Annotated in this window: 24 protein-coding genes and 1 riboswitch; of the genes, 8 read left to right on the top strand and 16 right to left on the bottom strand. The window is 73.8% G+C overall.

Annotation, left to right across the window (positions count from 1 at the left end; all coding sequences use genetic code 11):
• Positions 1-67: 67 nt before the first annotated feature.
• A complete protein-coding gene (locus MicB006_RS13195; protein WP_116506375.1) occupies positions 68-2008 on the bottom strand; it encodes an ABC transporter ATP-binding protein in 1941 nt (646 codons plus the stop codon).
• A 247-nt stretch (positions 2009-2255) separates the two neighbouring features.
• On the opposite strand from MicB006_RS13195, the gene pgi reads away from it, so the two are divergent.
• Positions 2256-3890 carry a glucose-6-phosphate isomerase gene (gene pgi, locus MicB006_RS13200; RefSeq protein ID WP_116511398.1) on the top strand — a complete coding sequence of 545 codons (1635 nt, stop codon included), beginning with the start codon at positions 2256-2258 and terminating at the stop codon, positions 3888-3890.
• A 46-nt stretch (positions 3891-3936) separates the two neighbouring features.
• Here the strand turns inward: pgi and MicB006_RS13205 are convergent, their stop codons facing one another.
• The gene (locus tag MicB006_RS13205) at positions 3937-4347 is read right to left on the bottom strand and encodes a hypothetical protein (RefSeq protein ID WP_030499260.1); all 411 of its coding nucleotides are present in this window, start codon (positions 4345-4347) and stop codon (positions 3937-3939) included.
• A 38-nt stretch (positions 4348-4385) separates the two neighbouring features.
• On the bottom strand, positions 4386-4928 hold the full coding sequence (locus MicB006_RS13210; RefSeq protein ID WP_116506376.1) for a GNAT family N-acetyltransferase: 543 nt from the start codon (positions 4926-4928) through the stop codon (positions 4386-4388).
• 59 nt (positions 4929-4987) lie between these two features.
• Here MicB006_RS13210 and MicB006_RS13215 point away from each other — a divergent pair, with 59 nt between their 5' ends.
• A complete protein-coding gene (locus tag MicB006_RS13215) occupies positions 4988-6322 on the top strand; it encodes an SWIM zinc finger family protein (RefSeq protein ID WP_116506378.1) in 1335 nt (444 codons plus the stop codon).
• Entirely contained in the window at positions 6319-8844 is a 2526-nt protein-coding gene (locus tag MicB006_RS13220; RefSeq protein WP_116506380.1) for a hypothetical protein, read from the top strand. The genes MicB006_RS13215 and MicB006_RS13220 overlap by 4 nt, the downstream gene beginning before the upstream one ends.
• A gap of 145 nt (positions 8845-8989) precedes the next feature.
• Here MicB006_RS13220 and MicB006_RS13225 read toward each other — a convergent pair whose 3' ends face one another.
• The 3 genes from MicB006_RS13225 to MicB006_RS13235 all read right to left on the bottom strand — a co-directional run bounded on the left by MicB006_RS13225 (position 8990) and on the right by MicB006_RS13235 (position 11391).
• Positions 8990-9442 (bottom strand): DUF4383 domain-containing protein, encoded by a 453-nt coding sequence (locus MicB006_RS13225; protein WP_116506382.1) that lies wholly within the window; start codon positions 9440-9442, stop codon positions 8990-8992.
• 79 nt (positions 9443-9521) lie between these two features.
• On the bottom strand, positions 9522-9974 hold the full coding sequence (locus MicB006_RS13230) for a hypothetical protein (RefSeq protein ID WP_116506384.1): 453 nt from the start codon (positions 9972-9974) through the stop codon (positions 9522-9524).
• A gap of 64 nt (positions 9975-10038) precedes the next feature.
• Positions 10039-11391, bottom strand: coding sequence for a hypothetical protein (locus MicB006_RS13235; protein ID WP_225980726.1), 1353 nt, complete (start codon positions 11389-11391; stop codon positions 10039-10041).
• Positions 11392-11752: 361 nt separating this feature from the next.
• Between MicB006_RS13235 and MicB006_RS13240 the strand changes: the two genes are divergently transcribed.
• The 5 genes from MicB006_RS13240 to MicB006_RS13255 all read left to right on the top strand — a co-directional run bounded on the left by MicB006_RS13240 (position 11753) and on the right by MicB006_RS13255 (position 16081).
• Positions 11753-13228: an NAD(P)/FAD-dependent oxidoreductase gene (locus tag MicB006_RS13240; RefSeq protein ID WP_116506386.1), complete on the top strand. Its 1476-nt coding sequence runs from the start codon at positions 11753-11755 to the stop codon at positions 13226-13228.
• A gap of 69 nt (positions 13229-13297) precedes the next feature.
• A riboswitch (SAM riboswitch) is annotated at positions 13298-13408 on the top strand.
• Positions 13409-13441: 33 nt separating this feature from the next.
• Entirely contained in the window at positions 13442-13567 is a 126-nt protein-coding gene (locus MicB006_RS32605) for a hypothetical protein (protein WP_255358569.1), read from the top strand.
• 110 nt (positions 13568-13677) lie between these two features.
• Positions 13678-14532 (top strand): ABC transporter substrate-binding protein, encoded by an 855-nt coding sequence (locus MicB006_RS13245; RefSeq protein ID WP_116506388.1) that lies wholly within the window; start codon positions 13678-13680, stop codon positions 14530-14532.
• A gap of 38 nt (positions 14533-14570) precedes the next feature.
• Positions 14571-15347 carry an amino acid ABC transporter permease gene (locus MicB006_RS13250; RefSeq protein WP_116506391.1) on the top strand — a complete coding sequence of 259 codons (777 nt, stop codon included), beginning with the start codon at positions 14571-14573 and terminating at the stop codon, positions 15345-15347.
• Positions 15344-16081 carry an amino acid ABC transporter ATP-binding protein gene (locus MicB006_RS13255; RefSeq protein WP_073828334.1) on the top strand — a complete coding sequence of 246 codons (738 nt, stop codon included), beginning with the start codon at positions 15344-15346 and terminating at the stop codon, positions 16079-16081. The genes MicB006_RS13250 and MicB006_RS13255 overlap by 4 nt, the downstream gene beginning before the upstream one ends.
• Before the next feature lie 25 nt (positions 16082-16106).
• On the opposite strand, the gene MicB006_RS13260 is transcribed toward MicB006_RS13255, so the two are convergent.
• From MicB006_RS13260 to MicB006_RS13305, 10 genes are all read right to left on the bottom strand, one after another.
• The gene (locus MicB006_RS13260; protein ID WP_116506393.1) at positions 16107-17027 is read right to left on the bottom strand and encodes a carbohydrate ABC transporter permease; all 921 of its coding nucleotides are present in this window, start codon (positions 17025-17027) and stop codon (positions 16107-16109) included.
• Positions 17024-18040, bottom strand: coding sequence for a sugar ABC transporter permease (locus tag MicB006_RS13265; protein WP_116506394.1), 1017 nt, complete (start codon positions 18038-18040; stop codon positions 17024-17026). Before MicB006_RS13265 ends, MicB006_RS13260 begins: the two co-directional genes overlap by 4 nt.
• Positions 18037-19716: an extracellular solute-binding protein gene (locus MicB006_RS13270; protein WP_116506396.1), complete on the bottom strand. Its 1680-nt coding sequence runs from the start codon at positions 19714-19716 to the stop codon at positions 18037-18039. Before MicB006_RS13270 ends, MicB006_RS13265 begins: the two co-directional genes overlap by 4 nt.
• 107 nt (positions 19717-19823) lie before the next feature.
• Positions 19824-20513 (bottom strand): RibD family protein, encoded by a 690-nt coding sequence (locus MicB006_RS13275; RefSeq protein WP_073828327.1) that lies wholly within the window; start codon positions 20511-20513, stop codon positions 19824-19826.
• Positions 20510-21139, bottom strand: a complete 630-nt coding sequence (ribA, locus tag MicB006_RS13280) for a GTP cyclohydrolase II (RefSeq protein WP_116506398.1) — start codon at positions 21137-21139, stop codon at positions 20510-20512. Before ribA ends, MicB006_RS13275 begins: the two co-directional genes overlap by 4 nt.
• 69 nt (positions 21140-21208) lie before the next feature.
• Entirely contained in the window at positions 21209-22129 is a 921-nt protein-coding gene (locus MicB006_RS13285) for a lysylphosphatidylglycerol synthase transmembrane domain-containing protein (protein ID WP_192900289.1), read from the bottom strand.
• Positions 22130-22266: 137 nt separating this feature from the next.
• Positions 22267-23076 (bottom strand): class I SAM-dependent methyltransferase, encoded by an 810-nt coding sequence (locus MicB006_RS13290; protein ID WP_116506402.1) that lies wholly within the window; start codon positions 23074-23076, stop codon positions 22267-22269.
• Entirely contained in the window at positions 23073-24110 is a 1038-nt protein-coding gene (locus MicB006_RS13295) for a glycosyltransferase family 4 protein (protein ID WP_116506404.1), read from the bottom strand. Before MicB006_RS13295 ends, MicB006_RS13290 begins: the two co-directional genes overlap by 4 nt.
• Before the next feature lie 4 nt (positions 24111-24114).
• Positions 24115-24513 carry a 6-carboxytetrahydropterin synthase gene (locus tag MicB006_RS13300; RefSeq protein ID WP_116506405.1) on the bottom strand — a complete coding sequence of 133 codons (399 nt, stop codon included), beginning with the start codon at positions 24511-24513 and terminating at the stop codon, positions 24115-24117.
• Positions 24514-24515: 2 nt separating this feature from the next.
• Positions 24516-25535 (bottom strand): zinc-binding alcohol dehydrogenase, encoded by a 1020-nt coding sequence (locus tag MicB006_RS13305; protein WP_370013484.1) that lies wholly within the window; start codon positions 25533-25535, stop codon positions 24516-24518.
• Between the last annotated feature and the right edge of the window lie 6 nt (positions 25536-25541).

Consider the following 25541-nt stretch of genomic DNA (forward strand, 5'->3'; position numbering starts at 1 on the left):
TGGTGTGCACCGCGCCAGCCGGGTGGCGCGCGGTCCAGCCACGGTAGGAGTTCGAGTGCGCTGGAGGTCAACCGTCGGCGGCGGGCTCCGGGCTGCCGGCGAGGTAACCGGCCGCCTGCAACTCGAACAGCTCCCGGTAGAGCCCGCCCTCGGCCATCAACGTGTCGTGGTCGCCTGACTGCACGAGCCGGCCGTGGTCCATCACGAAGATCCGGTCGGCGTGCCGCACGTTCGCCAACCGGTGGGTGATCAGCACGACTGCCCGGTCCGGGTGCCGCCGAAGGTGCTGGAAGAGGGCGTGCTCGGCACGCGCGTCCAGGGCGGCGGACGGCTCGTCGCAGATCAGCAGCCGGGCGTCACGGTAGAGGCCGCGCGCGGCCACCAGCCGCTGCCACTGCCCGCCGGACAGGTCCTGACCGTTCTTGAACTGCCGGTCCAGCAGTGTCTCGTACCCGAACGGCAGCTCGCTGATCATGTCGTGGGCGGCGGCGCCCCGGGCGGCGGTCTCCACGCTGGGGCCGGGCTCGTCGGCGCGGTCATGGCGGCCGACCCGGATGTTCTGCCGGGCGGTGAAGGGGAACTTCCACCAGTCCTGGCTCATCACCGCGACCTGCGCGGCCGTCTGCCGTGGGTCCAGTTCGGCGGCGTCCACGCCGTCCCAGCGGATCGCGCCGCCGGTGGGGCGGTAGAGACCGGCGATCAGCTTCGCGAGCGTGGTCTTGCCGGAGCCGTTCTCCCCCACCAGCGCGACCACCTCGCCGCGCCGGACCGTCAGGCTGACCTCGTCTACCGCCACGGTGTCGGTGTCCGGGTAGCGCAGGCTGACCCGCTCGACGTCGATCCGCGTGAAGCCGTCGACCGGCAGGTGCCCGCCGGCCGGGATCCGCCGGGTGGCCCGGTCGAGGAAGTCGCGGTAGTCCTGGTAGTAGAGGGCGTCCTCGTAGAGCGAGTTGGTGGCGAAGATCGCCGTACGCAGGCTCGTACGCGCGGACTGGAGCGCGAGCAGCGCGGTGGCCGCCGCCGCCAGCGCCACCACGCCACTGACCAGCAGCGCGCCCAGCACCACGTAGAGGCCGAACGTGGCGACGCCGGTGATGGACAGGCCGATCGCCCGGGTGACCGTCTGCGCGCGGGCCAGGCGCAGCTCGGCGCGGGTCTCCAGGCGCGTCATGAGGTGGTATTCGGAGAGCAGGAAGTCGCGCATCTGGTAGGCGCGGATCTCGGCCGCGGTGTGCCGGTTGGCCATCAGGTCGCCCAGCATCCACTTGCGTCGCCGCCGGGTGATCCGGGCGAGCCAGTCGACGTGCTGTCGGCGGGCCATCCGTACCGCGGTCACCGCCTCCGGCGCGGCGGCGACGACCAGGCAGGGCAGCAGCAGCGGGTGGATGATCGTCACCGCGGTGGCAGTGGCGATCACGCCGACCACGCCGGTGACCAGGTTGACGGTGTCGTTGACGAGGGAGCCCGCCTCGGCCAGCCCGCGGTCACGGGCGCGGTCCATCTCCTCGGCGAAGCCGGCGCCGTCGAAGGCCGCCAGTTCCACAGCGGACGTCGTCTCGAACAGCCGCCGCTCCACCGTGAAGTTGATCTGCGGTACGAGCCGGGCCTGCGCCCATCCGGCGGCGATGGTCAACGCGCCGCGCCCGGCCACGGCGGCCGCCGCCACCGCCAGGGCGGGCAGCGCGGCCCGGATCCGGTCCGGTGTCGGGCCCGCCGCGAACAACTGGTGGAGCACCCCGGTAGTGGCGAGCAGGCCCAGCGTGGTGAGGACACCGGCGGCGACGTTGAGGCCCAACGAGGCGGCGGTGTCCCGGCGGCTGGTCGCCCAGGCGAGGCTGATGGCCTCGCGGATCAGCGCGGGCAACCGGCGCGCCACCGACCAGAACCCGGTGTGGGCCAGTTCGGTGGCCCGGTGCATCCAGTGCGGATCGACGAGCTCGGGCAGGGTCGTCTCCCCGGCCGGCTCTTCCGGGTCGGACGGCGGACGAGGATGGATCACCCCGGCCATGGCACCCCCTCGACGCGTTCGGGCAGCAACGCTGGATACTACGTTCCGCTATCGAAAGATGTCATTGCGTGACCGGCGTGTCGTACAGACGTCCCAACGGCGTGTCCGAGGGCGGCAGCCGGAAAGAACCGCCCGCACGGTGGTCGCCGCCGGGTCGCGTCGCGCACGGCCGGTCCGGGTGGCAGGCTTGTGGGGTTCGCCGGCGCAGGCCGGCCGACCACCCGTCGTGAAGGAGAAGATCGACCCGATGGCTGTGGACGTCACCACCACGGACGAATGGCAGGCGCTGCGCAAGCACGCCGAGGCGATGCGCGGCACGCACCTGCGTGACCTGTTCGCCGCCGACGGGCAGCGGGGTGAGCGGCTCACCGGTGAGGTCGCCGACCTGCACGTGGACTACAGCAAGAACCTGGTCACCGACGAGACCATCGCGCTGCTGGGCGCGCTCGCCGAGCGGGTCGGGCTGGCCGACCGGATCGCGGCCATGTTCGCCGGACGGCACATCAACGTCACCGAGGACCGGGCCGTGCTGCACACCGCGCTGCGCCTGCCCTCGGACGCCTCGCTCACCGTGGACGGCCAGGACGTGGTCGCCGACGTGCACGCCGTGCTGGACCGCATGTCGGCGTTCGCGCAGCGGGTGCGTTCCGGCTCGTGGCGCGGCCACACCGGCGAGCGGATCACCACTGTGGTGAACATCGGCATCGGCGGGTCGGACCTCGGGCCGGTGATGGCGTACGAGGCGCTGAAGGCGTACCGGGACGCGGGTATCAGCTGCCGGTTCGTATCCAACATCGACCCGACCGACATCCACGACAAGACCGCCGACCTGGACCCGGCGAGCACGCTGTTCGTGGTGGTCTCCAAGACGTTCTCCACCCAGGAGACGCTCGCCAACGCCGACCAGGCGCGGCGCTGGCTGCTGGCCGGGCTGGACGCGGACGACGACGCGGTGGCCCGGCACTTCGTCGCGGTCAGCACCAACGAGCAGCGGGTCCGGGACTTCGGCATCGACCCGGAGAACATGTTCGGCTTCTGGGACTGGGTGGGCGGACGCTACTCGCTGCCGTCGGCGGTCGGCCTGTCGGTGATGCTGGCGATCGGGCCGGACCGGTTCCGCGAGATGCTGGCCGGCTACCACGCTGTCGACGAGCACTTCCGGTCCGCCCCGGTGGAGCGCAACGTGCCGGCGCTGCTCGGCCTGCTCAACGTCTGGTACACCGACTTCCTCGGCGCGGAGACCCACGCGGTGCTGCCCTACTCGCAGTACCTGCACCGGTTCCCCGCCTACCTGCAGCAGCTCACCATGGAGAGCAACGGCAAGTCGGTACGCGTCGACGGCTCGCCGGTGACGTACCCGACCGGGGAGATCTTCTGGGGTGAGCCGGGCACGAACGGCCAGCACGCCTTCTACCAGCTCATCCACCAGGGCACCCGGCTGATCCCGGCGGACTTCATCGCGTTCAGCCGGCCCAACCACGACCTGGGCGACATGCACGACCTGTTCATGTCGAACTTCTTCGCCCAGACCGCCGCGCTGGCGTTCGGGCGGACCCGGGAGCAGGTGGAGGCCGAGGGCACCGCGCCCGAGGTGGTGGCGCACCGGGTGATGGCGGGCAACCACCCGACCACGTCGATCCTGGCGCCGAAGCTCACCCCGTCGACGCTGGGCCAGCTGGTCGCGCTCTACGAGCACATCACGTTCACCGAGGCCGCGATCTGGGACATCAACGCCTTCGACCAGTGGGGCGTGGAGCTGGGCAAGGTGATGGCCAACCAGCTCGCGCCGAAGCTCACCGGGCCGGACCCGGACCTGGCCGACGTGGACACCTCGACCGCCGAGCTGATCCGCCGCTACCGGGCCGAGCGCGGCCGCAGCTGACCGCGTGCCCGTGGCGTCCCGCGTACACCGGGCGGGACGCCACGGGTCAGCGGCGCAGCAGGTCGGCGTGCGCGGCGCGCAGCCGGATCAGCGCCGGGTCGCCGGCCGGGGCGCGGCGGTCCAGTTCGGCCCACGCCTCGGCCAGCGCGTCGGCGAGCGCCCGCAGCTCGGCGGCGTGCCGCCGGCCGGACTGCTGGTGCAGCTCCTCCAGGCGGCGGGCCCAGCCGGCGCTGATCGCGGCGACCCGGTCGGCGTCGGCGCGCGCCTGGGCCCCGGTGCGGGCGGCCGGCGCGGGCACGATCGCGGCGATCGGGCGGGGATCGCCGTCGCGGGTGACGAGGGTGACGGTGTCGGTCAGCTCGGCCAGGGAGACGAGCTGGGTGAGCCGGGTGCGGACCTCGCGCAGCGGCAGGGCGCGCGGCTGCGGGGACCGGTCGGCCAGTGCGGGGACAGCCATGGACACATGTTCACGTCCGGGTACGACAGTTTCGGCGGTCAGGCCGTCCACTCCGGCGCCAGCACCGACCAGACCTCCATGTCGGCGCGGCCCTCCGGCGTCGCGGCGGCCCCGCGCAGGACGCCGTCGCGGCTCATGCCGAGCCGCCGGGCGACGGCGATGCTGCGGTCGTTGCCGGCCTTCGTGATCCACTCGACCCGGTGGATGCCGCGCTCCCGCACCGCCCAGTCGATGATCACTTGCGCGGCGCGGGTGACCAGGCCCTGCCCCTCGGCGCCCGGTTCCAGCCAGCAGCCCGCCTCGCACACCCCGCGCGCGGTGCTCAGCGACACGAACAGCACGCCGCCGACGAGCGTGCCGCGCTGCCAGATGCCCCAGAGGCCGCCGTCGTCGCGGGCCCACCGGTCGGCGTACGCCTGGAGGACCTTGCGGGCCGACTCGGCGTCGGTGGCGACGAAGGACGCGCCGACCCAGGGCGAGATGTGGTCGCGGCAGCGGTCGAGGTTGGCCAGGAACTCGTCGGCGTGCCAGGGCGACAGTGGACGCAGCTCGGCGTCGTCGGTGAGGGCGTGGGCGAACATCCGAGGAAGCTAGCAGGACCGTCGCGCTTTTGTCGGTCGGTCCCTCTACGGTCTGCGCCGTGAACGCCGTTCAGACGTACCGATACCTTCAGCCGTCCGCGCTGCGCGCCGCCGGTCTCGATCTGCAGACCTGCGGCGGCCCGGCGGCGAACCCGCGCTTCTTCGCCGGGTTCCTCACCGCTCCGGCCGCGGCGGCGGCCGGGTTGCTCGCCGTCGCCGAGGTGGCCCGCACCCGCTACCACCAGCCGGTCAACCCGGCCAGCCTGGATCCGGTGGTCACCGGCAGCCGGGGCCGCCTGCGGTTCGAGTCGTTCTCCGGCTGCTGCGGGGTGTACGCGCGGATGGACGTGCTGCCGGCCGGGCTGGACGGGGAGATCAGCGGCCACGGCACCACGAACGTGGACGTGAACCCGCCGCTGCGGGAGGCGCTGGCCCGGGTGGGTGGCATCGAGCCGCTGCACGTGGCGGTCGGCCCGGACGACCTGACGGTCTCCACCATGGACGGCTCGGTGGTCGAGCGGAAGGTGCCGCTGCCCGGCCGCTGGCTGCGCGGCTTCGCCGAGGTGCACGTGCTCACCGCCGGCTTCGAGCCGCGCGCCGAGATCCCGGCGACGGAGGCGGCGGCGTTCCTGCGCCGGCTGCCCGCCGCGAACGACCGCAGCGTGCTGTGGGCGGTGCCCGCCGGGCGTACGCTGCGGCTGACCTCCCGCCCGGCGCCGGGCGCGGTCTGCCTGGCCGGCGCGGGCCGGCTCGCGGCACTGCGCGGCGTGCTGCGCCACGCCCGCACGCTACGGGTGTACGGCCCGGCGGTGCGCGCCGGATCGCCGGCCGTGCCGAGCACGTGGGAGCTGGACACCGGGGCGCTGCGGGTGTCGCTGACGCTGTCCCCCGAGCCGTACCGGGGGTTCTCCGGTGAGGGCGCGGCGCTGGCGGCGCTCGCCGGCGACGACGTGGTCGACGACGCGGAACTGGTGGGCGCGCTGCTCAACTGGGATCCGACGATCGACGTGGCCGCGCTGGCCGACGCCGCCGCGCTGCCCGACGAGCGGGTCCGTGCCGCGCTCGCCCAGCTGGGCACCGCCGGGCGGGTCGGGTACGACGTGGCGGACGGGGCGTACTTCCACCGGGTGATGCCCTACGACGTGGGCCGCGCGGAGCGGGACAACCCGCGTCTGCTCGGCGCGCGGGCGCTGGTCGAGCGCGGCGCCGTCGAGCGCGACGGCGAGGACGCGACGGTACGCGCCGACGCCGAGACCTACCGGGTACGCCGCCACCCGGACGGCGCGTACTCCTGCACCTGCCGCTGGTGGGCGCGGCACCGCGGGCAGCGGGGGCCGTGCCGGCACGCGCTGGCCGTGTCGATGGTCGCGGCGCCGGTGGAGGCGCTGTCGTGACCGCCTTCGTCGAGGCGGTGGTCAGCGGCAGGATGTCCGAGGTCCGGTCGGCCCTGGCCGGGTTGGACGAGCCGGCCCGGCGGGCGCTCGGCGACGAACTGGTCGCCGAGGTGCGCCGCCGGCGGGACGCCTGGTGGTGGCAGGGCGAGGCGGCGACGCTGGCGGTGGCCGCGGTGGGGACGCTGAGCACTCCGACGAAGGTGGCCGCGCTGCTCGGCCGCCGCTCGGTCTGGCTGAGCGGCGTCGACGCCGCGCCGGTGGTCGACGTTGCCCGGGAACGCGGGGTGACCTGGCTGGCGGACGTGGCGTACAAGCTGGCCGACCGGCTTCCCCGGGACCGGATGGTCGCGGGATGGCGGTTCGTCGCCGGTCTCCTGCTGGCGGAGAAGGCGCCGCCGCCGACAGGGGACGACTTCGTGCGTGGGTGGGCCGCCGCGCTGGGCTGGCCGGCCCCGCGCGGGACGCGCCTACCGACCGTGGACCGGCTACGCGCGGACCCGTTCCTGGACACGCTGCTGCCGCGCCTGTTCGAGGTGGACGGCGTGGGTACCGAACTGGCCCGCGGCGACGGCGCGGGCACGGACTCGAATGCGCTGCCCCGGGCGCTGGTGGCGTTGGCGGCGGAGGGCCGGCTCGACCGCGCGGCCCTGCTCAACGGCGTGCTCGGCCGGCTGCTGCGCGGCGACCGGCCGGGCGCGCTGCGCCCGTTCCTGGCACTGCACGACCTGCTCGCGCCGACCCCGGACGAGGTGGCGGTGCGGTCGAACGCTTATCTGCGGCTGCTCACCGACGGTCCCGGGCCGGTGGCCCGCACCGCCCAGCGGACGCTACGGGAGGCCGGTGACGCCGCCGAGCCGGAGGCGTTGTGGGAGGCAGCCCGGACGGTCCTGGCCCGGCCGGAGAAGGCGCTGGTCCGGGCGCAGGTGTCCTGGCTCGACCGGCTGGCCCGGCAGCACCCGGATCAGACCGCGGAGATCGGCGCGGTGCTCGCCGTGGCGGCCGACCACCCGGACGCCGGCCTGCGCGAGCGAGCGCTGACGCTGGCGCAGCGGCACGGTCACCGGCCGGTGGCCGTGGCCACAGTGGTCGAGGCCCGCGACGACCTGCCGCCACCACTGCCGGCAGCGGCCGCGCCGCCGCCGATCGACGACGTGGACGAACTGGTGGAGGAGGTCGCCGCGGCCCTGCGCGGGCAGTGGCCGACAGCGGTTCTCGAACGGGTCGTGGACGGCCTGGTGCGGCTGGGCACCCGCGAGCGCGACCGGGTCGCGGCGGCGCTGGGCCCGGTGCTGCGCCGGGCGGGGGTGGTCGAATACCACACGAGCTGGGGCAGGTTCCTCCCCTCCGTCCAGGTCAACGGGTTGCTGCTGGCCGCCGCCGCCATCGGGGACGCCACGCGTCGCCGGGACTACTGGGCCTCGGTGCTGGCGACGTCCCGGTCCGCCGAGGCGGCATCCGGGCGTCCCGCACCGATGTGGCTCTACCGCCTGCGCCTGGCCGAGGCCGGGCAGCGGCTGGACGGACACGACGATCCCGGGCTGTTGTCCGCGCCCACCTCGGCCACCGGGGCGATCGAGCCGCAGGTGCTCTACGAGCGGCTGGCCGCGCTCGGCGACCGGGCGTACTGGCAGTGGGACTGCGCGCAGGCGTTCCTGCGCCTGCCGGCCGACGTCGACGAGCCGCTGGCGGCACGCGCGGAGGCGCTCGGCACGACCGTCGGGGTCGAACTGGCGGCCTGGCTGCGTGGCGAGATCGTGCCGGTGCCGGCGCAGGAGGTGGTGACGGTGGGCCGGCGGGAACGGTCCCGCGGACACGACTGGATCTACGATTCGTTGCCGGAACGACGCCGGCTGGTCGCGCTCACCCCGTCGGCCGACGTGGACGACCGGTTCGGCCTGCTCACCCTGACGCCCCCGGCGATCGGCACCCGGATGTTCGGCGCCGGCGACCTGTGGCCGGCCGTACTGCCCGGGCACCGGGGCGTGGTGGCCGCCCAGGTCCTGCCCGAGCTGGCCATGGCCGCACAGGAGGATCTCGGCGGACGAGGGCCGGTCCTGCTGGCGCTCGCCGAGTGCACGGGCGCGGGCGGGCCGGCGCTGGACCTGGCCGTGGCGTACGGGCTGTGTGCCCGGCACGAGGCGGACCGGGTCGCCGCGCTCGACGCGCTGCTGCTCCTGGCCGCCGCCGGTGACCTGGACGCCCCGGCGGTCGGCGGGCATCTCGGCGAGATCGGAGCGCAGGGACAGGTGATCCTCACCCGGGCCGTCACGCCGCTGCGGGACGCGCTGGCGTCGGGCGCCCGGCTGAGCGTCTGGCGGCTGCTCGCCGCGGCGTTGCCGCCGCTGCTGGCCGGGCCGACGTCACCCCGGGGCACGCCGGACCTGCTCGCGCTGGCGGCGGAGGCGGCGACCGCGACCGGCGTCCGGATCGACGTGCCCGGGCTGGCCGACGTGGTGGCCCGGGGCGGCAGCAGCCGGCTGGTCGCCGAGGCCCGCCGGCTCACCGCCGCCCTGGCCGCCTGAACCGGCGCCTCGTCACCCGAGCGGGCAGCGGGCCGGTACGCGGACGCGCGCCGGCCCGCCGTCACGCACGGCACCCCAGCCCGGCTGTCAGGCGCGGCGCGCCGGGCGGCGGGTTGTCAGGCGCGGCGCGCCGGCCGGCGGGTTGTCAGGCGCGGCGCGCCGGCCAGCGGGTGAGCGCCACCCCGAGGGCGATCATGCCGACGCCGAGGAACAGGTGCAGCCAGTTGTCGGCGCCGTTGAGCGGCACGAAGTTGGCGCCGCTGTTGTGGTCGATCACCAGGCCGTAGAGCCAGAGCACCAGGTAGATGGCGCCGCCGCCGATCAGGTACGCCCGGGCGCCGGAGACCGTCCGGGACAGCGCCAGCCCGGCGACGCCGAAGAGCAGGTGCACGATGTTGTGCAGGACCGACACCTGGAACAGGCCCAGCAGCTTCGCCCGGGACTCGTGCCCGGCGAACATCATCGTGTCGTAGTTCGTGGTGATGCCGGGGATGAACCCCAGCACGCCCACCACCAGGAAGACGATGCCGACCACCTGGGCGGCCCGGCGTACCGGGGACGCGGGCGCGGTGCGGGCGACGCGGGAAGAACCGGCCATGACTGACACCTCCGTTGGCGAAGTCTTCCGCGCCCGCGGCGACCGGGAAGCCGAAACCGTCCGGATCCCCGGATCGAGATCAGCGGCTCAGCCGGGCGGGCAGGTATCCGCGCAGCGCCTCGAACTGCGCCACTGTCAGGTACGAGGGATTCGCCGCCTGTGGCTGCCGGAGCACCTCGGCCCCGGCCAGCAGCGGGTCGGCGCGCAGCACCTCGCGGCGTACCCACAGCGGCTCGTCGAGGATCGTCAGGTCCAGCGGCGCGGTCCACGCCTCGCCCGGCGCGGGCGGCTGCGGCGCGGCGGCGATCCGCCCGACGCCCCAGACGCCGTACGGCGCCCGGCCCCTGCTGCCGCTGGCCCAGAACACCACCGTCTGGCCGGGGCGCATCGGGCGTACCCGGTAGCCGGGGCGGACGCACCAGCCGGTCACGCGCGGGTCGGCGGCGAAGCGGGCCGCCAGGTCCACCGCGTCCGCGTTGCCCTTGATCGGCCAGGCGCCGAGGTCGTCGACTGTCACCCGCCGGTCGCTCATCCGCCCATTCTGCGGCCCGCCCGGGCGGGGCGCCCGACGACGGCGCGGCGGGCCGGGGCGGGCGTCAGATGATCAGGTGGGTCCAGTAGGTGAGCCACACCGCGAACAACGCGCCCTGCAGCAGCGCCAGCGCGGCGGTGAGCCAGCCGTCGAGACCCTGCCGGCGGGCCCAGCGGGCCAGCACGAACGCGACCGGGAACGCGGCGAGCAGGTAGCGCAGGATGCTCTTGTACACCGGCGGCCCCATCGACAGCGGCACCAGCACCACGACGAGCGTGTAGACCAGGTACGGCCAGTCGGCCCGGCGGCGCAGCCCGATGACCGCCACCACCAGCATCGCCACCGCGATCCAGACCCGCAGGGCGTCGGCGGAGTTGCCGCCGAACAGCGCGGAACCGGCCACCGCCAGGGGGTTCTGCAACCGGATCCCCCAGCCGGTCTCCTGGGTGTGCTGGTAGGCGAACCAGTCACCGCTCTGCCAGCGGCAGAACGCCATGAACGTCAGCCAGCCCGCCGGGACCAGCACCAGCGGCCAGCCCTCGCGCAGGAGGCGCGGCCACGCGCGAGGGCCGGCCCGCCAGCCGTGCTGGCGCAGCAGCACCAGCGCCAGCGGCGCCACCACCAGGAAGCCGACCGAGCGGCTCATCGCCAGGAAGTAGCCGACCACACCGACGACCAGCCAGCGGCGTCGTTCGGCGTACCAGAAGGTGGCCAGCGCCAGGCAGACGAACAGCGACTCGGTGAGCGCCGCCTGGAACAGGAACGCCGTCGGCAGGAGCAGCAGGTACCGGACCGCTCGCCGGCCGTCGGCCGGTCCCGCGCCGCCGAGCAGCCGGCCCCCCAGCCGGTACGCGAAGTAGAGCTGGAACAGCAGCGCCACGTTGCTGACCAGCAGCAGAGCCCAGGCGGTGTGCCCGCCGAGCAGCGGCGCGAGCGGCCGGGCCAGGAACGGATAGAGCAGCGGGAAGCCGAAGTCCGGCCACGGCCGGTCCAGCGGCAGCCGGGCCAGGTGGTCGTAGAGGAACGAGTCCCAGGCGAACCAGAGCGAGAACCAGCGGTGCGACGAGATCGCGTCCTGCTGCTCCCGCATCCCGGTCTCGCCGGGCGGCGGCGCGCCGGGCACCCCGTCCCAGGCGGCCAGCACCAGCACGCCGAGCAGGCTGAGCACGAGCTTCGAGCCGACGAAGACGGCGAACACGAATCCCCACGGCTCGGGCAGCCGGCGGACGACCGGCGCCCCGCGCGACCACCATCGGGTACGCCCGGAGCGCGCCCCGTCGGCAGGGCCGGCCGCGCGGTCGGCTTCGGCCGTGCCGTCGGGTTCGGCCGCGCGGTCGGGATCGGCCGCGCGGTCGGGATCGGCCGCGCGGTCGGGATCGGCCGCGCTGCCGGGATCGATCCGCCGCTCCTCCGCCATCGCGCTCCCACCGGTCGGCCCCTGGCCGACGTGCCCGGCCGGAAAACCCGGCCCGCATTCCCCATCCGGCCCCGCCCACACCCATCCGGCCCCGCCCACACCCGTCCGCCCCGCCCACACCCCTCCAGCCCGCCCATGCGCGCGTCGATCATGAAGTTGACGGCGACAAATCGGACACCGATCGCCGTCAACTTCATGATCGACGGGGCCGGGCCGGGGTGGGGTGGGCGGGCGATCAGGGGGCGGGCGGTGAGGGGGGTGGGCGGGCGGTGGATCGGTGTGGGCGCGCAGGTGAGGACGGCGGCAGGACGGGTATGCGCCGTGCCGCATCGGGAGGCTGGCGGCGGGGGGCGCGGACGGCATGGGTGACGGCGACGGAACCGTGATCATCGGCGCGGGGCCGGCCGGCTTGACCGCCGCGTACGAGCTGCTGCGGCACGGCGAGCCGGTCCGGGTCTACGAGGCCGACGACGTGGTGGGCGGGATCAGCCGGACCGTGGAGCGCGACGGCTGGCGCTTCGACATCGGCGGGCACCGCTTCTTCACCAAGGTGTCCCGGGTCGAGGACTTCTGGCACGAGATCCTGCCGGACGAGGACTTCCTGCTCCGGCCGCGGATGAGCCGCATCTACTACCGCGGGGCGCTGTTCGACTATCCGCTCAGCGCCGGCAACGCGCTGCGCAACCTCGGCCTGCTGGAGGCGGCGCGCTGTCTGGCCTCGTACGGCCGGGCCCGGCTGCGCCCGCCGAGGGACCAGTCGCACTTCGAGGGGTGGGTGTCGGCCCGGTTCGGCTGGCGGCTCTACTCGATCTTCTTCAAGACGTACACGGAGAAGGTCTGGGGGATGCCGGCGGACCAGTTGCAGGCCGACTGGGCGGCCCAGCGGATCAAGAACCTGTCGCTGGCGACCGCGATGCGCAACGCGCTGCTGCCCCGGCGCGACCGCACGGACGTGACCAGCCTGATCGAGGAGTTCCAGTACCCGAAGCACGGCCCCGGGATGATGTGGGAGCGCTGCGCCGAGGAGGTCGCCCGGCGCGGCGGCACGGTACGCACCGGTGCCTGGGTGACCGAGGTACGGCGGGACCCGGCGGCCCGGCGGGCCACAGCCGTGACGCTCGTCGACGCGGACGGCGAGCGGACCGAGCCGGCCGATCATGTGATCTCCTCGATGCCGATCTCGGCGCTGGTGCGGGCGATGCGCCCGGAGGCGCCGCCCGAGGTGCGGGCCGCCGCCGACGACCTGCGGTACCGGGACTTCCTGACCGTCGCGCTCGTGGTGCCGGCGGAGTTCTCGTTCCCGGACAACTGGATCTACGTGCACGACCCGGCGGCCCGGGTGGGCCGGATCCAGAACTTCGGCTCCTGGTCGCCGTACCTGGTCAAGGACGGGCGGACCTGCCTGGGGCTGGAGTACTTCGTGTTCGAGGGCGACGAGATGTGGCGGACGCCGGACGCCGACCTGGTCGCGTTCGCCACCGCCGAGCTGGAACGGCTGGGCCTGGTCAAGCCCGGCTGCGTGGAGGCCGGTTACGTGGTCCGGATGCCGAAGGCGTACCCGGTCTACGACGAGCGGTACCAGCGCAACGTCGACGTGATCCGGGGCTGGCTGGCCGCGAACGTGCCGAACGTGCACCCGGTCGGGCGCAACGGCATGCACCGGTACAACAACGCCGACCACTCGATGCTGACGGCGATGCTGACCGCCGAGAACATCGCGCACGGCGCGGAGCACGACGTCTGGACCGTCAACGTGGAGCAGGACTACCACGAGCAGCGCAGCCCGTCGCGGCACGGCACCGGCCGGGACGCGCCGGTCGTCCCGGCCCGGCGGTAAGGCGCTGGGCGTGAGGGTGGTCATAACCGCTGGACGACCGCCACGGCGGTGCTGCTAGCCTTGTGGGCAGGTCATGAGCGCCAGCGTCAAGCCCCGGCTCGCTGGCCGGCAACCCTCCTCCGCGGTGGGGTGCCCCGGGTGAAGACCAGGCACCGGCAGCCGCCGGTGCAAGCGTGGCCTGGCACCCAGGTCAGCACCAGACCAGGGAGACCGATGTCCGTACCACCTTCCACCCCCTCCGGCGACGTCGCCGCGTACCCGGCCCGCTTCGCGCTGGTCAAGCGCCGCCACGTCGACCTGATGCGGGTGTGCAGCGACGCCTGTCGCCTCGCGCGCTGAGCGAGCGCCAGCCCCCCTCTTCCCGATCCACCCTTCTCCGGCCCGGCCGTCTGTCCGGCGGGCCGGCGCCGGCGCGCACCCCGCGCGTCCATCCACTCTGGAGAGACATCGTGCGTTTCCGTACCGTCCTGACCCGCGCCGTCGCCGTCGGCGCGGCGGCCCTGCTCGCCGTCACCGCGCTCACCGCCTGCGGCGGCGACGACACCGACGCGGCCGACAACCCGTACGGCCTGCTCCAGCCCGGCGTGATCCGCGCCGGCACGCTCACCGACGCCCCGCCGAACGTCTTCCTCAAGAACGGGAAGTTCACCGGCTTCGACAACGAGCTGCTGCGTGCCGTGGCCGGCAAGGTCGGCCTGAAGGTGGAGTTCGTGGGCACCGACTTCTCCGCCCTGCTCTCCCAGGTCAACAGCGGCAAGTTCGACGTGGGCAGCTCCTCGATCACGATCACCGAGGCCCGGAAGAAGACTGTGGACTTCGGCAACGGCTACGACTTCGGCTACTTCGGCCTGGACGTGCCGGCCGGCTCCACGCTCACCGGTTTCGACCAGCTCGCCGGCAAGCGCGTGGTGGTGGTGCAGGGCACCGTGCAGGACGACTACGCCACCAAGGAGAACCTCGACCCGGTGCGCGTGCCGGACTACAACAGCGCGATCAACCAGCTCAAGGCCGGCACCGCGGACGCCTGGATCGCCCCGGCGGAGATCGGCGACAAGTCCGCCGCGGACAGCAACGGCAAGATCAAGGTCGCGGCGAAGCAGCTCAGCCCCACCCCGACCGCGTTCGCGGTGGCGAAGGGCAACGACAAGCTGCGTGAGGCGCTGAACAAGGGCCTGGACGAGGTGATCGCCGACGGCACCTGGACCCGCCTGCAGGCGGAGTACTACCCGGGGCGGCCGATCCCGGCCGACTTCAAGCCGGGCAGCGGGTCGGTGGCGGCGCCGGCGCCGTCGGCCGCCTCCTGAGCCGGTAACCGAGCACGAGCAGGGCGGACGGAGCGGACATGGACCCACTGAGCACCCTCTGGGAGACGTTCTTCGACTGGGAGTCGATGCGCGAGGCGCTGCCCGAGATGGTGACCGTCGGGCTGCCCAACACGCTCACCCTGGCGGTCTCCGCCGCCCTGCTCGGCTCGGTGCTGGGCATGCTGCTGGCCGTCGCCGGCATCTCGCGTACCCGTTGGTTGCGGTGGCCGGCGCGGATCTACACCGACGTGTTCCGCGGCCTGCCGGCCGCGGCGACCATCCTGCTCATCGGCGTGGGCCTGGCGCCGCTGGGCATGCAGGTCTGGGGTCCGAACCCCTATCCGCTGGGCGTGCTGGCGCTGTCCCTGATCGCCGCCGCCTACCTCGGCGAGATCTTCCGGGCCGGCATCCAGAGCGTGGAGGCCGCCCAACTGGAGGGCGCGCGGGCGCTCGGCTTCTCCTGGGGCGAGGCGATGCGCCTGGTGATCATTCCGCAGGGCGTACGCCGGGTGCTGCCCGCCTGGGTCAACCAGCTCATCTCGCTGATCAAGGACTCCAGCCTGGTCTACTTCCTCGGCCTGCTGGCCAGCCAGCGGGAGCTGTTCCGGGTCGGGCAGGACTACGCGGCGAACACCGGCAACCAGTCCGCGCTGCTGCTGGCCGGGCTGTTCTACCTGACGCTGACCGTGCCGCTGACGCACGCGGTGAACTGGCTGGACCGGCGGCTGCGGCAGGGCCGCCCGGCCGCACCGCCCGAGCCCGAACCCGATGCCGAGCCGGTCGACCTCACCCCGTCCGGGAAGGACCCACGATGACCACCACCACCTCGGTCAGCCTGGCCGTCCGCGACGTGCACCTGGCCTTCGGCGCGCACCGCGTGCTGCGCGGCGCGGACCTGGACGTGGCGCGCGGCGGCGCCGCCTGCGTTATCGGCCCGTCCGGCTCCGGCAAGTCGACGCTGCTGCGCACCATCAACCGGCTCATCGAGCCGGACCGGGGCGACGTGCTGCTGGACGGCCGCAGCGTGCTGCGCGACGACCCGGACGCGCTGCGCCAGCGCGTCGGCATGGTGTTCCAGCAGTTCAACCTCTTCCCGCACCTGAGCGTGCTGCGCAACGTCACGCTGGCGCTGCGCAAGTTGAAGAAGCTCGACGAGGACGAGGCGGTGGCGCTCGCCCGCGCCCAGCTCGACCTGGTCGGCCTGGCCGGCAAGGCCGATTCGCGGCCGGCGCAGCTGTCCGGCGGTCAGCAGCAGCGCGTGGCGATCGCGCGGGCGCTGGCGCTGCGCCCGCAGGTGATGCTCTTCGACGAGGCCACCAGCGCGCTGGACCCGGAGCTGGTCAAGGGCGTGCTCGCGGTGATGGCCGACCTCGCCGCGGCCGGCATGACGATGGTCGTGGTGACGCACGAGATGGGGTTCGCGCGCAGCGTCGCCGACACGGTGGCGTTCATGGACGCCGGGGTGGTCCTGGAGTCCGGCCCGCCGGAGGCGGTGTTCGAGGCGCCGGAGCATCCACGGTTGCGACGCTTCCTGTCCCAGGTGCTCTGACGCGCGGAAAGATCGGCGCTCCGCCTCAGCCCTTCACCGCGCCGATCAGCACGCCCTTGACGAAGTGCCGCTGGATGAACGGGTAGACAGCGACGATCGGCGCGACGGTCAGCACCACGACCGCCATCTTGACCGCCTCGGTCGGCGGCATGGTCACCCCGCTGCTGCTGCCGGAGGTGTGCGGGGCCTGCCCGGCCAGCAGGTAGCTCTGGAGCACCCGCTGGATCGGGTACATGTCGTTGCGGTCGATGAACAGCAGCGCGTCGAACCAGACGTTCCAGTAGCTGACCGCGTAGAACAGGCCGACCACGGCGATCACCGCGCGGGACAGCGGCAGCACGATGCGCGCGAGCGTACGGAAGTCGCTCGCGCCGTCGATGCGGGCGCTGTCCAGCAGCTCCGACGGGATGCCCTGGAAGAACCCGCGCACCACTACCAGGTTGAACACGCTGATCGCCGGTGGCAGGACCAGCGCCCAGATGGTGTCCTTCAGACCCAGGCCGGTGACCACCAGGTAGCGCGGCACCAGCGGCGGATAGACCAGGAACGGGATCAGGAAGTACGCGAGCAGCCAGCGGTGCCCCAGCGAGCCGGGCCGGGACAGCCCGTACGCGGCCAGCACCGTGACGGTGAGCGCGATCGCGGTGCCGATCACTGTGACGAGCGTGCTGATCCACAGCGCCCGGGTGACAGCGCCCCCGGCGAAGATGGTCTCGTAGGCGGACGTGTCGATGCCCCGGGGCACGACCACCATGCCGCCGGCCCGGGCGATGGTCTCCCGGGACGAGAGGCTGGTCACCAGGATCACCCAGAGCGGGAACAGCACGCCCGCCACCAGCACTGTGAGCGCGACGGCCTTGAGCCCCTGCCCGAGCGGGGTGGGCGGCTCCTGCCACACCGGCCGGCGGCTTCGGGTGCCGGACGCCCGGCGGATGAGCGTGGTCATGACTTGGAGTAGATCCCTCGTTCGCCGAGCATGTGCGCCACGCGGTTCGCGGCCAGGATCAGCGCCAGCCCGATGACCGCTTTGAACAGTCCGGCCGCTGCGCCGTAGCCGTAGTTGCCGGTGGCGATGGAGAAGTGGTAGACGAAGGTGTCGAGCACCTCGGCGGCCTGCCGGCCGACGGCGTCGCGTTGCAGCAGGAACTGCTCGAAGCCGACCGAGAGGGCGTCGCCCAGGCGCAGGATGAGCAGCAGCACGATCACCGGGCGCAGGCCGGGCAGCGTGATGTGCCACAGCCGCCGCCACCGGCCGGCGCCGTCCGCGGCGGCGGCCTCGTAGAGGTTCTGGTCGATGGTGGACAGCGCGGCCAGGAAGACGATGGTGCCCCAGCCGACGTCCTTCCACACCGCCTCGACGGTGACCAGCACGATGAACGTGTCCGGGTTGGTCATCACGTTCCACGGCTGCATCCCGGCTTCGCGCATGGTCTGGGCGAGCAGCCCCGCGCCGCCGAGCATCGCCACGAAGAACGTGACCACCAGCACCCAGCTGAAGAAGTGCGGCAGGTAGACGATGGTCTGGATGAGCCCGCGCAGCCGGCTGGACAGCAGGTTGTGCAGCGCGATGGCCAGCAGGATCGGCAGCGGGAAGAAGAAGACGAGCTGGAACGCGGTGATCGCCAGTGTGTTGCGGAACGCGTCCCAGAACGCCGGGTCGTCGAACAGCAGCTGGAACTGGCCGAAGCCGATCCAGTCGCTGTGCACGAACGCCTGCCACGGGTTGTCGCCCAGGTAGGGGTTGTAGTCCTGGAACGCGATCACGTTGCCGGCGATCGGCAGGTAACTGAAGACCAGCAGGATTCCGAAGCCGGGCGCCACCATCGCGAGCAGTTGCCAGTCCCGGCGCAGCCGGGTGCGCAGCGGCACCCGGCGGCGGGACGGACGACGGCGGGGCGGTGGGGCCGGGGCGTCCGGCCGGGCCCGCTCGGGCCCGGCCAGGACGGCCGGCTCGCTCATCGGCCCGCCTTGGGCAGCGAGTCGGCGAGCAGCTTGCGGGCCTCCTCGCCGCCGTTCGCCTTCCACTCCGCGACGATGGCGTCCACGTCGCCCAGCGGGCGGCGGCCGCGCAGCACGTCGGTGAACTTGTCCTCGGTGGGCACCTGGTTGGCCTTGTAGGCGGCGGGCATCTCCAGCTTCACCCCGGCCCACGGGTTGGGCTCCATGTGCTTCACCATCTCGTTGGAGTACGCGAGCACGTCCGGCACGAACCGCGGGGTGTCCGGGAACGGCCCGATGGTGGGGTTGCGGCCGCTGATGAAGAAGTACTGGTTGGCGATCTCCTTGAACGCCAGGTCGGTCTTGACCGGCCCGTTCGGCGACGGGGTGTGGTGCTTGCCCGCGACGCCGAAGTCGCGCAGCTGCGCCTCCTGGCTGCCCAGCGGCGCGGAGCACCAGTTGATGATCCGCAGCAGCTCCTGGACCCGGTCCTTGCCGAGGCCCTTCTTGACGAACGTGTAGGAGATCGGCTCGTCGTCGCCCCAGACCAGCGGGTCGCCGCCGGTGGCGGAGAAGATCGGCACCGGCTGGATGTTCAGCCGGGGGTTGGTCTTCTGGTGCTCGGCCTGGGCGCCCTGCCAGAAGCCGACGCCGTCCTGGAGGAACACGATCGCGCCGTTCTTGGCGAACAGCTGCTTGGCGTCCGCGCCCCTGCTGGCCACGATGTCCGGGTGGACCAGGCCGTCCGCGTAGATCTTGGCCATCACCTCCAGCGCGCGGCGGAACTCCGGCGTCTCGTACTTGAACTCGGGGGTGCCGTCGGACTTGACCCGCCATCCGCCCTTGTGGCCCGGCACCCGGTGGAACATCTGGATCATGGCGAAGACGTCGTTGAACGCCCACACCTTGCGCGCCGGGTCGGTCACCTGCTTGGCCACGGCGAGCAGGTCGTCCAGGTTCGCCGGCACGGCCAGGCCGCGCGCGTCGAGCACGTCCTTGCGGGTGAACAGCGCCCACGGGAACGGCCCGTCGGTGGGGTTGGGCACGGACATGAGCCGCTCGTTCCAGACCGCCCGCCGCCAGGCCCCGGTGGGGAAGCTCGCCAGCATCGGGTACGCGGCGGCGGCGTCGCCGCTGAGGTGGTCGGTCAGGTCCTCGAAGAGCACCTTGATGGCGTCGGCGAAGCGCGGGATCTTCTCCACCTCCCACCCCGGTACGCACAGCAGGTCCGGCACGTCGCGCGCGCCGAGCATCGCGTTGAGCTTGTCGGCGTACGTGTTGCCGTCCTGGATGGTGAAGTTGACAGGGGTGCCCAGCTCGGCGTTGACCGCCTGGAGGTAGGCGCTCTGCGCGACGCCGGGCGGCGCCGGACCCCAGGCCGGGGTCATCGCGGTGACCTGCTTGCCACTGGTGCCGGGCTTGTCGGTGACGGCGTCGATCAGATTCGCCGGGTAGCGGGTGTAGCCGTCGGGCACCGGGCGGGTGCCCACGATGTCGGGCTTGACGCCGCCGGGCAGGTCCTTGTGGGTGGGCAGCACGCCGGAGACGGCGTCGAGGTTCTGGGCGGCGCCGGAGCCGGCCGGCTTCTCGGAGCAGCCGGCGAGCAGCGGGCCGGCGGTGGTGGCGGCCACGCCGAGGCCGACCAGGCCGAGGAAGCGACGGCGGGAGGAGCCCGGGTCGGGGTGGTGCGCGGTCATCGGTCCCCCTTCGGGAAGGGATGCGCAGTGGATTAGTTCGTATGGATGGTCAACAAACTAATCACGACCGTGAGCTTGCACAAGGGTGGACCGGGCGGGACGACGGGTCAGGCCGGGCAGCGCTCGGACAGCGCGTAGCGGGTGAGCACGACGTCGCCGATCTGGCGCACCTCGACCACGCGGGCCCGGCGGCCCGGGTGCCACGGGAAGCGGCCGTCCCCGACGAAGCGCGGCGCCCGCCGGTCCCCCACGAAGAAGGGGGCGACCACCAGGTGCAGCTCGTCGGCCAGGCCGGCGGTGAGGAACTGGCGGTGCATCGAGCCGCCGCCCTCCACCATCAGGCGCGTCACCCCGCGCCCGGCCAGGTCGGCCACCAGCGCCTCCGGGGTGGCCGGATCGCCCGCGTCGACCACCGTGGACACCGCGCCGACCTGCTCGTGGGCCTTTTCCACCACGCCGCTCGGGCAGTACACCAGCTTGAGCCCGTCACCCATGGTGAAGAACCGCGCCCCCGGATCGAGGTCGCCACTGCCGGTCACCGTCACCTTCACCGGCGACGGGGGCAGGCCGCGCGCCACCCGCTCGGCGCGCCGCCGCTCGCTGCGCACCAGCAGGCGGGGATCGTCGCGACGCACTGTCGCCGCGCCCACCAGGATCGCGTCGCACCCGGCCCGGATCGCGTCCACCCGGTCCAGGTCGTCGTCGTTGGACAACAGCAGCCGGTCGGTGGTCGCGTCGTCGATGTAGCCGTCGATCGACATCGCGCAGCTGAGCAGCACGTACGGGCGGGTGGTCACGGCACGAACGGCAGGTCGAGGGCGTGGTCGGCGCGGGTCACCTTGGCCGCCAGGTAACCGGCGTTGGCCGGCGACAGGTGCACGCCCGTGGACACCCGGTCGGCCACCGTGACGCCCAGCCGCTCGAGCTGGGCCGCCTTGTCCGGGTTGTTGCTGAGCAGGGCCACCCGGTCCACGCCCAGCGCGCCGAGCATCTGCGCGGCCACCGTGTAGTCGCGCTCGTCCGCGCCGCGCCCGAGCGCCAGGTTCGCCTCGTACGTGTCGAGGCCGTCGTCCTGCAGCGCGTACGCGTCGAGCTTGGCGTACAGGCCGATGCCCCGCCCCTCCTGCCGCAGGTAGAGCAGGTAGCCACCGGCCTCGGCGATCCGCTCGACCGCCTCGCGCAACTGCGGCCCGCAGTCGCAGCGCTGGCTGCCGAACACGTCCCCGGTGAGGCACTCGCTGTGCGGGCGGACCTGCGGCGGGTCGGCGTCGACGTGTTCACCGAGCCCGAACGCCAGGTGCTCGCGTCCGTCGACGAGACCGTGGAAGGTGTGCACGCGCGCGGTGGTCACGTATCCGTCGGGGAACCGTAGCGGGACCGTCACGCGGGTCCGGACCGTCGCGGTGGGCAGGGTTTCGTCCATGGTTCTCCTGTCGTCCGGTCGCCGGGCGGACCCGGCGACGCACACCTCGCTCCCCCACCGTAGGCGGGATCACCGACAGTTGCCGGGCTCCCGCCGGGGCAGCCGCCGTGCCAGCAGCACCGCGGCGCCGAGCAAGCTGGCCACCAGCACCAGCGCGCCGTACACCGTGCCGGTCGCCACACCCTGCGCCGCGGTCAGCCCGGCCGAGGCGAACGCCCACGCGGCGACCCCCTCGCGCGGGCCGAACCCGCCCACGTTGAGCGGCACCGCCATGGCGAGCAGGGCCAGCAGTGTCAACGGCAGCAGGCGGGACAGCGGGGCGTCCGTCCCGGCGGTGCGGGCGGCCACCACGAACGTGGCCAGGTGGCCGGCGAACACCACTGTCGAGGCGATCACCACACCGGCCCAGGTCCGGCGGCCCAGCACGCCGGAGCGCACGTCGGCGACCACGGTCCGGGCCGCCCGCGCCCAGCGGGACGCCCCGGAGCGGGGCACCGCGCGGGCGGCGAGCACCAGCGCCAGCGCCACCACGGCCAGGCCGACCGCCAGCCACGGCAGGTACCGGCGCACCGGCGACGGGAACGCGGCAAGCAACGCCACCGCGATGACCACCTGCACCACCTGCCCGGCGGTGCGCTCCCAGACCACCGCCCGTACGCCCCGGGCCACGTCCCCGGCGTCGCGGCCGTGCCGTACCGCCCGGTGCACGTCGCCGAGCACGCCACCGGGCAGTGTGGAGTTGAGGAAGATCGCCCGGTAGCAGTGCGCCACCGCGGCCCGCATCGGCAGCCGTACGCCCAGCCCGGCGGCGACCAGCGACCAGCGCCAGGCGCAGCAGACGGTGGTGACCACGCCGATGCCGAGCGCGGCGGCCAGCGCCGGCGCGTCGATCAGGCGCAGCCCGGCCAGGAACGGGCCGGTGCCCACCGACGCGACGAGCGCGGCCAGCACGGCGAGCCCGAGCAGCGGACGTACCCAGGCCCGGCTCAACCATGCTCGGCCCGTCCGGGCCCGGCGGGGCCGGGACGGCGCGGACGTGACGGCGGGTACGGGCCCGGCGACGGCGACGTGTGACAAACGGTCCTCCTTGTTCCCACCGGTTGTCACGCGCCGGCGGCCGGTACGGTTCAGCCGGCGAGCAGGTCGGCGTGGTGCAGCACCACCTCGAGCCGGCCGGCGGCGGCCTCGGCGAGCCGCCACTTCTGATACGTCCGGGCGGGCCCGGACAGATGCGGTTGTTCCTCGACGGCCGCGCCGACCCAGCCGGTGAGCCATTCGGCGGCCAGCTCCGCCTGCTCCGGCCCGAGCCGCCACGGGGTGGATCGCACCAGCGTGTCGACGCCGTGCCGGCGGAACGCGGTCACGGCCACGTCCACCGCGTCCGGTCCGAGCAGGGCCCGGCCGTCGACGGTGCGGCGCTGGTGGGCGTTGAACGCGGCGGTCAGCTCGGCGTCGAGCAGGTCCGGTGGGGTGAACTCGGCGCGCCCGGTCACGGTGAGCGCGAACAGCGTCGGGTGGCCGGCGCAGGCCGCCGCCATCCGCTCGACCTCCTCGGCGGTGAGCATGTCCAGCAGCGCCGACGCGGTGACCAGGTGCGCGTCGGGCAGGTCGGCGGCGGTCAGCCGGGTGATGTCCGAGTCGAGCGCCGTCACGGTGACCTCGGCCCCGTCGGCGGCGGTGAGCCGCGCCGAGCGGGCCAGCGCCAGCAGGTCCCGGTCGCGTTCGTGCAGCACCCAGCGTTGCGGGCCGGGCAGCCGGGGCGCCAGCCAGCGGGCCATCGAGCCGGTGCCGCTGCCCAGGTCGTGCACGACGAGCGGCCGGCCGGCAGGCATCCGGTCGCGGACCGCGGCGGCCAGCTCGGCGCTTCGGGCCGCCGCGTCGGCGGGCTCACGCAGCCGCAGCCAGTCCGCGAAGCCGGGCGGGAGTGAGGTGGTCATGCCGCTGTCGCCTCCTTCAGCGCCGTCGCCAGCCGGTCCACGGTGACCGGCCAGCCGGTGAGGGTGTGCCGCCGCTGCCGGGCGGCGCGGCGCAGCCGGTCCCGCAGGCCGGGATCGGTGAGCCAGCGGCGCAGCGCCGCGGCGGTCGCGCCCGGATCGTCCGGTGGCACCAGCAGGCCGGGCCGCTCGCCGCCGGGGGCGTGCCCGAGCGTGGCCGGCAGGCCGCCGGTGTCGCTCGCCAGCACCGGTACGCCCCGGGCCAGCGCCTCGGTCACCACCATGCCGTACGTCTCCCGCCGTGAGGGCTGGACCAGCAGATCGGCGGCGGCGTACGTGGCGGCCAGGTCGGGTCCGGTACGCGGGCCGGTGAGCCGGACCCGGCCACCCAGACCGGTGGCGGCGAGCCGCCCGCGCAGCCGGTCGGCGAATGCCGGGTCCCGGTCCAGCGGTCCCACCCAGTCGCAGCTCCAGTTCAGGTCCGCCACCTCGGCGAGCGCGGCGGCGAGCACGTCGTGGCCCTTGACCGCTGTGACGGCGGCGACGCAGAGCAGCCGTCCCCCGCCGGGCGTGCCGGTGGCGACCGGCGCCGGGTCGACGCCGGGTGGGGCGACAGTCACCCGCTGCGGTGGCAGCGCGTACCGGTCGAGCAGGCGCCGCCGGGTCCACTCGCTTGTGGCGACCACGGCGGTGGCCGCCGCCAGCGACCGCGCCTCGGTCTCGCCCTCGATCGGCAGGTGCACCAGGACGACCAGGCGCAGCCGCGCGGCGTGCGGGGCGAGCACGTCCGGCACGGTGGAGGCGACCAGGCCGTCGAGCAGCACCGTCGCGCCGTCGGGCAGACCGCCGAGCAGTCCGGCCAGGTCGGCGCGCTCCCGTGGCCCCGGGTGCGGCCAGCCGCCGGGCACCTGGTGTTCCAGCACCGTCCAGCCACGTTCGGCCAGGCCACGGCAGACGTGACGGTCGTAGGCGTTGCCGCCGCTGGGGTCCGCCGGGTCGTCGATGTCACCCGGCAGCACCACGTGGACGACTGTCATCCGGTCAGAGCGACCGCTCGTAGCTCGCCCAGGCGATGTGTGACTCGTGCAGGGTGACGGTGATCCCGGTCAGGCCGCGCGCGCCCTCCCCCAGCCGGCCGGCCGTCACCGCGTCGGCGAGCCGGTCGGCCACCGTACGGGCCAGCACCTCGGTGGTGGTGTTCACTCCGGCGAAGGCGGACTCGTCGTCGAGATTGCGGTAGTTCAGCTCACCGAGCACGGCCTTGAGCTGCTCGGTGGCCAGCCCGATGTCGACCACGATCCCGTCGTCGTCCAACTCCGGGCGGCGGAACGTGGCGTCGACGACGAACGTCGCGCCGTGCAGCCGCTGGGCCGGGCCGAACACCTCGCCGCGGAAGCTGTGGGCGACCATGATGTGGTCCCGGACGGTCACGCTGAACACGTTCACTCCTCGCCGTAGGTGATGAGATGACACAGCGCCGGCAGACGGCCCGAGGCGAGCCGGTCCAGCACGTCGGGCAGGTCGTCGAAGTGGGACCGGCCGGTGAGCAGCGCGTCGAACGCCGGTTCGGCGAGCAGGTCCAGGGCCAGGGCGAGCCGGTCGGCGCAGCTGCGGTCGGCCCGCCGGGGCGACACCGTGCCGACCTGGCTGCTGCGGATGCCCAGCCGTCGCGAGTGGAAAGCGCCACCGAGCGCGAGCGTGACCGGCCGGTCGCCGTACCAGCTCAACTCCAGCACGGTGCCCTCGGGACGCAGCAGCTCCAGGCCGCGCTGCAGCCCGTCGGCGGTGGCGCTGGCGTGCACCACCAGGTCGCGCTCGCCGGCCGCGGCGGCGGGCACGGCGAAGTCGGCGCCGAGCGCGGCGGCCACCTCGGCGCGGGCCGGGTCGGCGTCGACCAGTTCGACCCGGACGCCGGGGAAGCGGGCCAGCAGCGCGGTGACCGCGCAGCCGACCATTCCGCCGCCGATCACCGTGACCCGGTCGCCGACCAGCGGCGCGGCGTCCCACAGCGCGTTCACCGCGGTCTCCACGGTGCCGGCCAGCACCGCGCGCTGCGCCGGCACGCCGTCCGGCACGACGGTCACGGCGTCGGCCGGGACCACGTACGCGCTCTGGTGCGGGTAGAGGCAGAAGACGGTACGGCCGAGCAGCCGCTCGTAGCCGGCCTCGACAGTGCCGACGCTGAGGTAGCCGTACTTGACCGGGGCGGGGAAGTCGCCCTCCTGGAACGGCGCGCGCATCGCGGCGTGCTGGTCGGCCGGGACACGGCCGGTGAACACGAGCGTCTCGGTGCCCCGGCTGACACCGGAGAAGCGGGTGCGCACCAGCACTTCACCCGGGCCGGGCGGGGCGAGGCGGACCGGCCTGATCTCACCCTCGCCGGGGGCGCGGAGCCAGAACGCGTGGGCGTCGACCGTCACGAACTCTCCTCTTCCCCGCATTCCGACCGAGTTGTCGATCATAAACAC

Source organism: Micromonospora sp. B006, from assembly GCF_003408515.1.
Taxonomy (GTDB): Bacteria; Actinomycetota; Actinomycetes; order Mycobacteriales; family Micromonosporaceae; genus Micromonospora; species Micromonospora echinospora_A.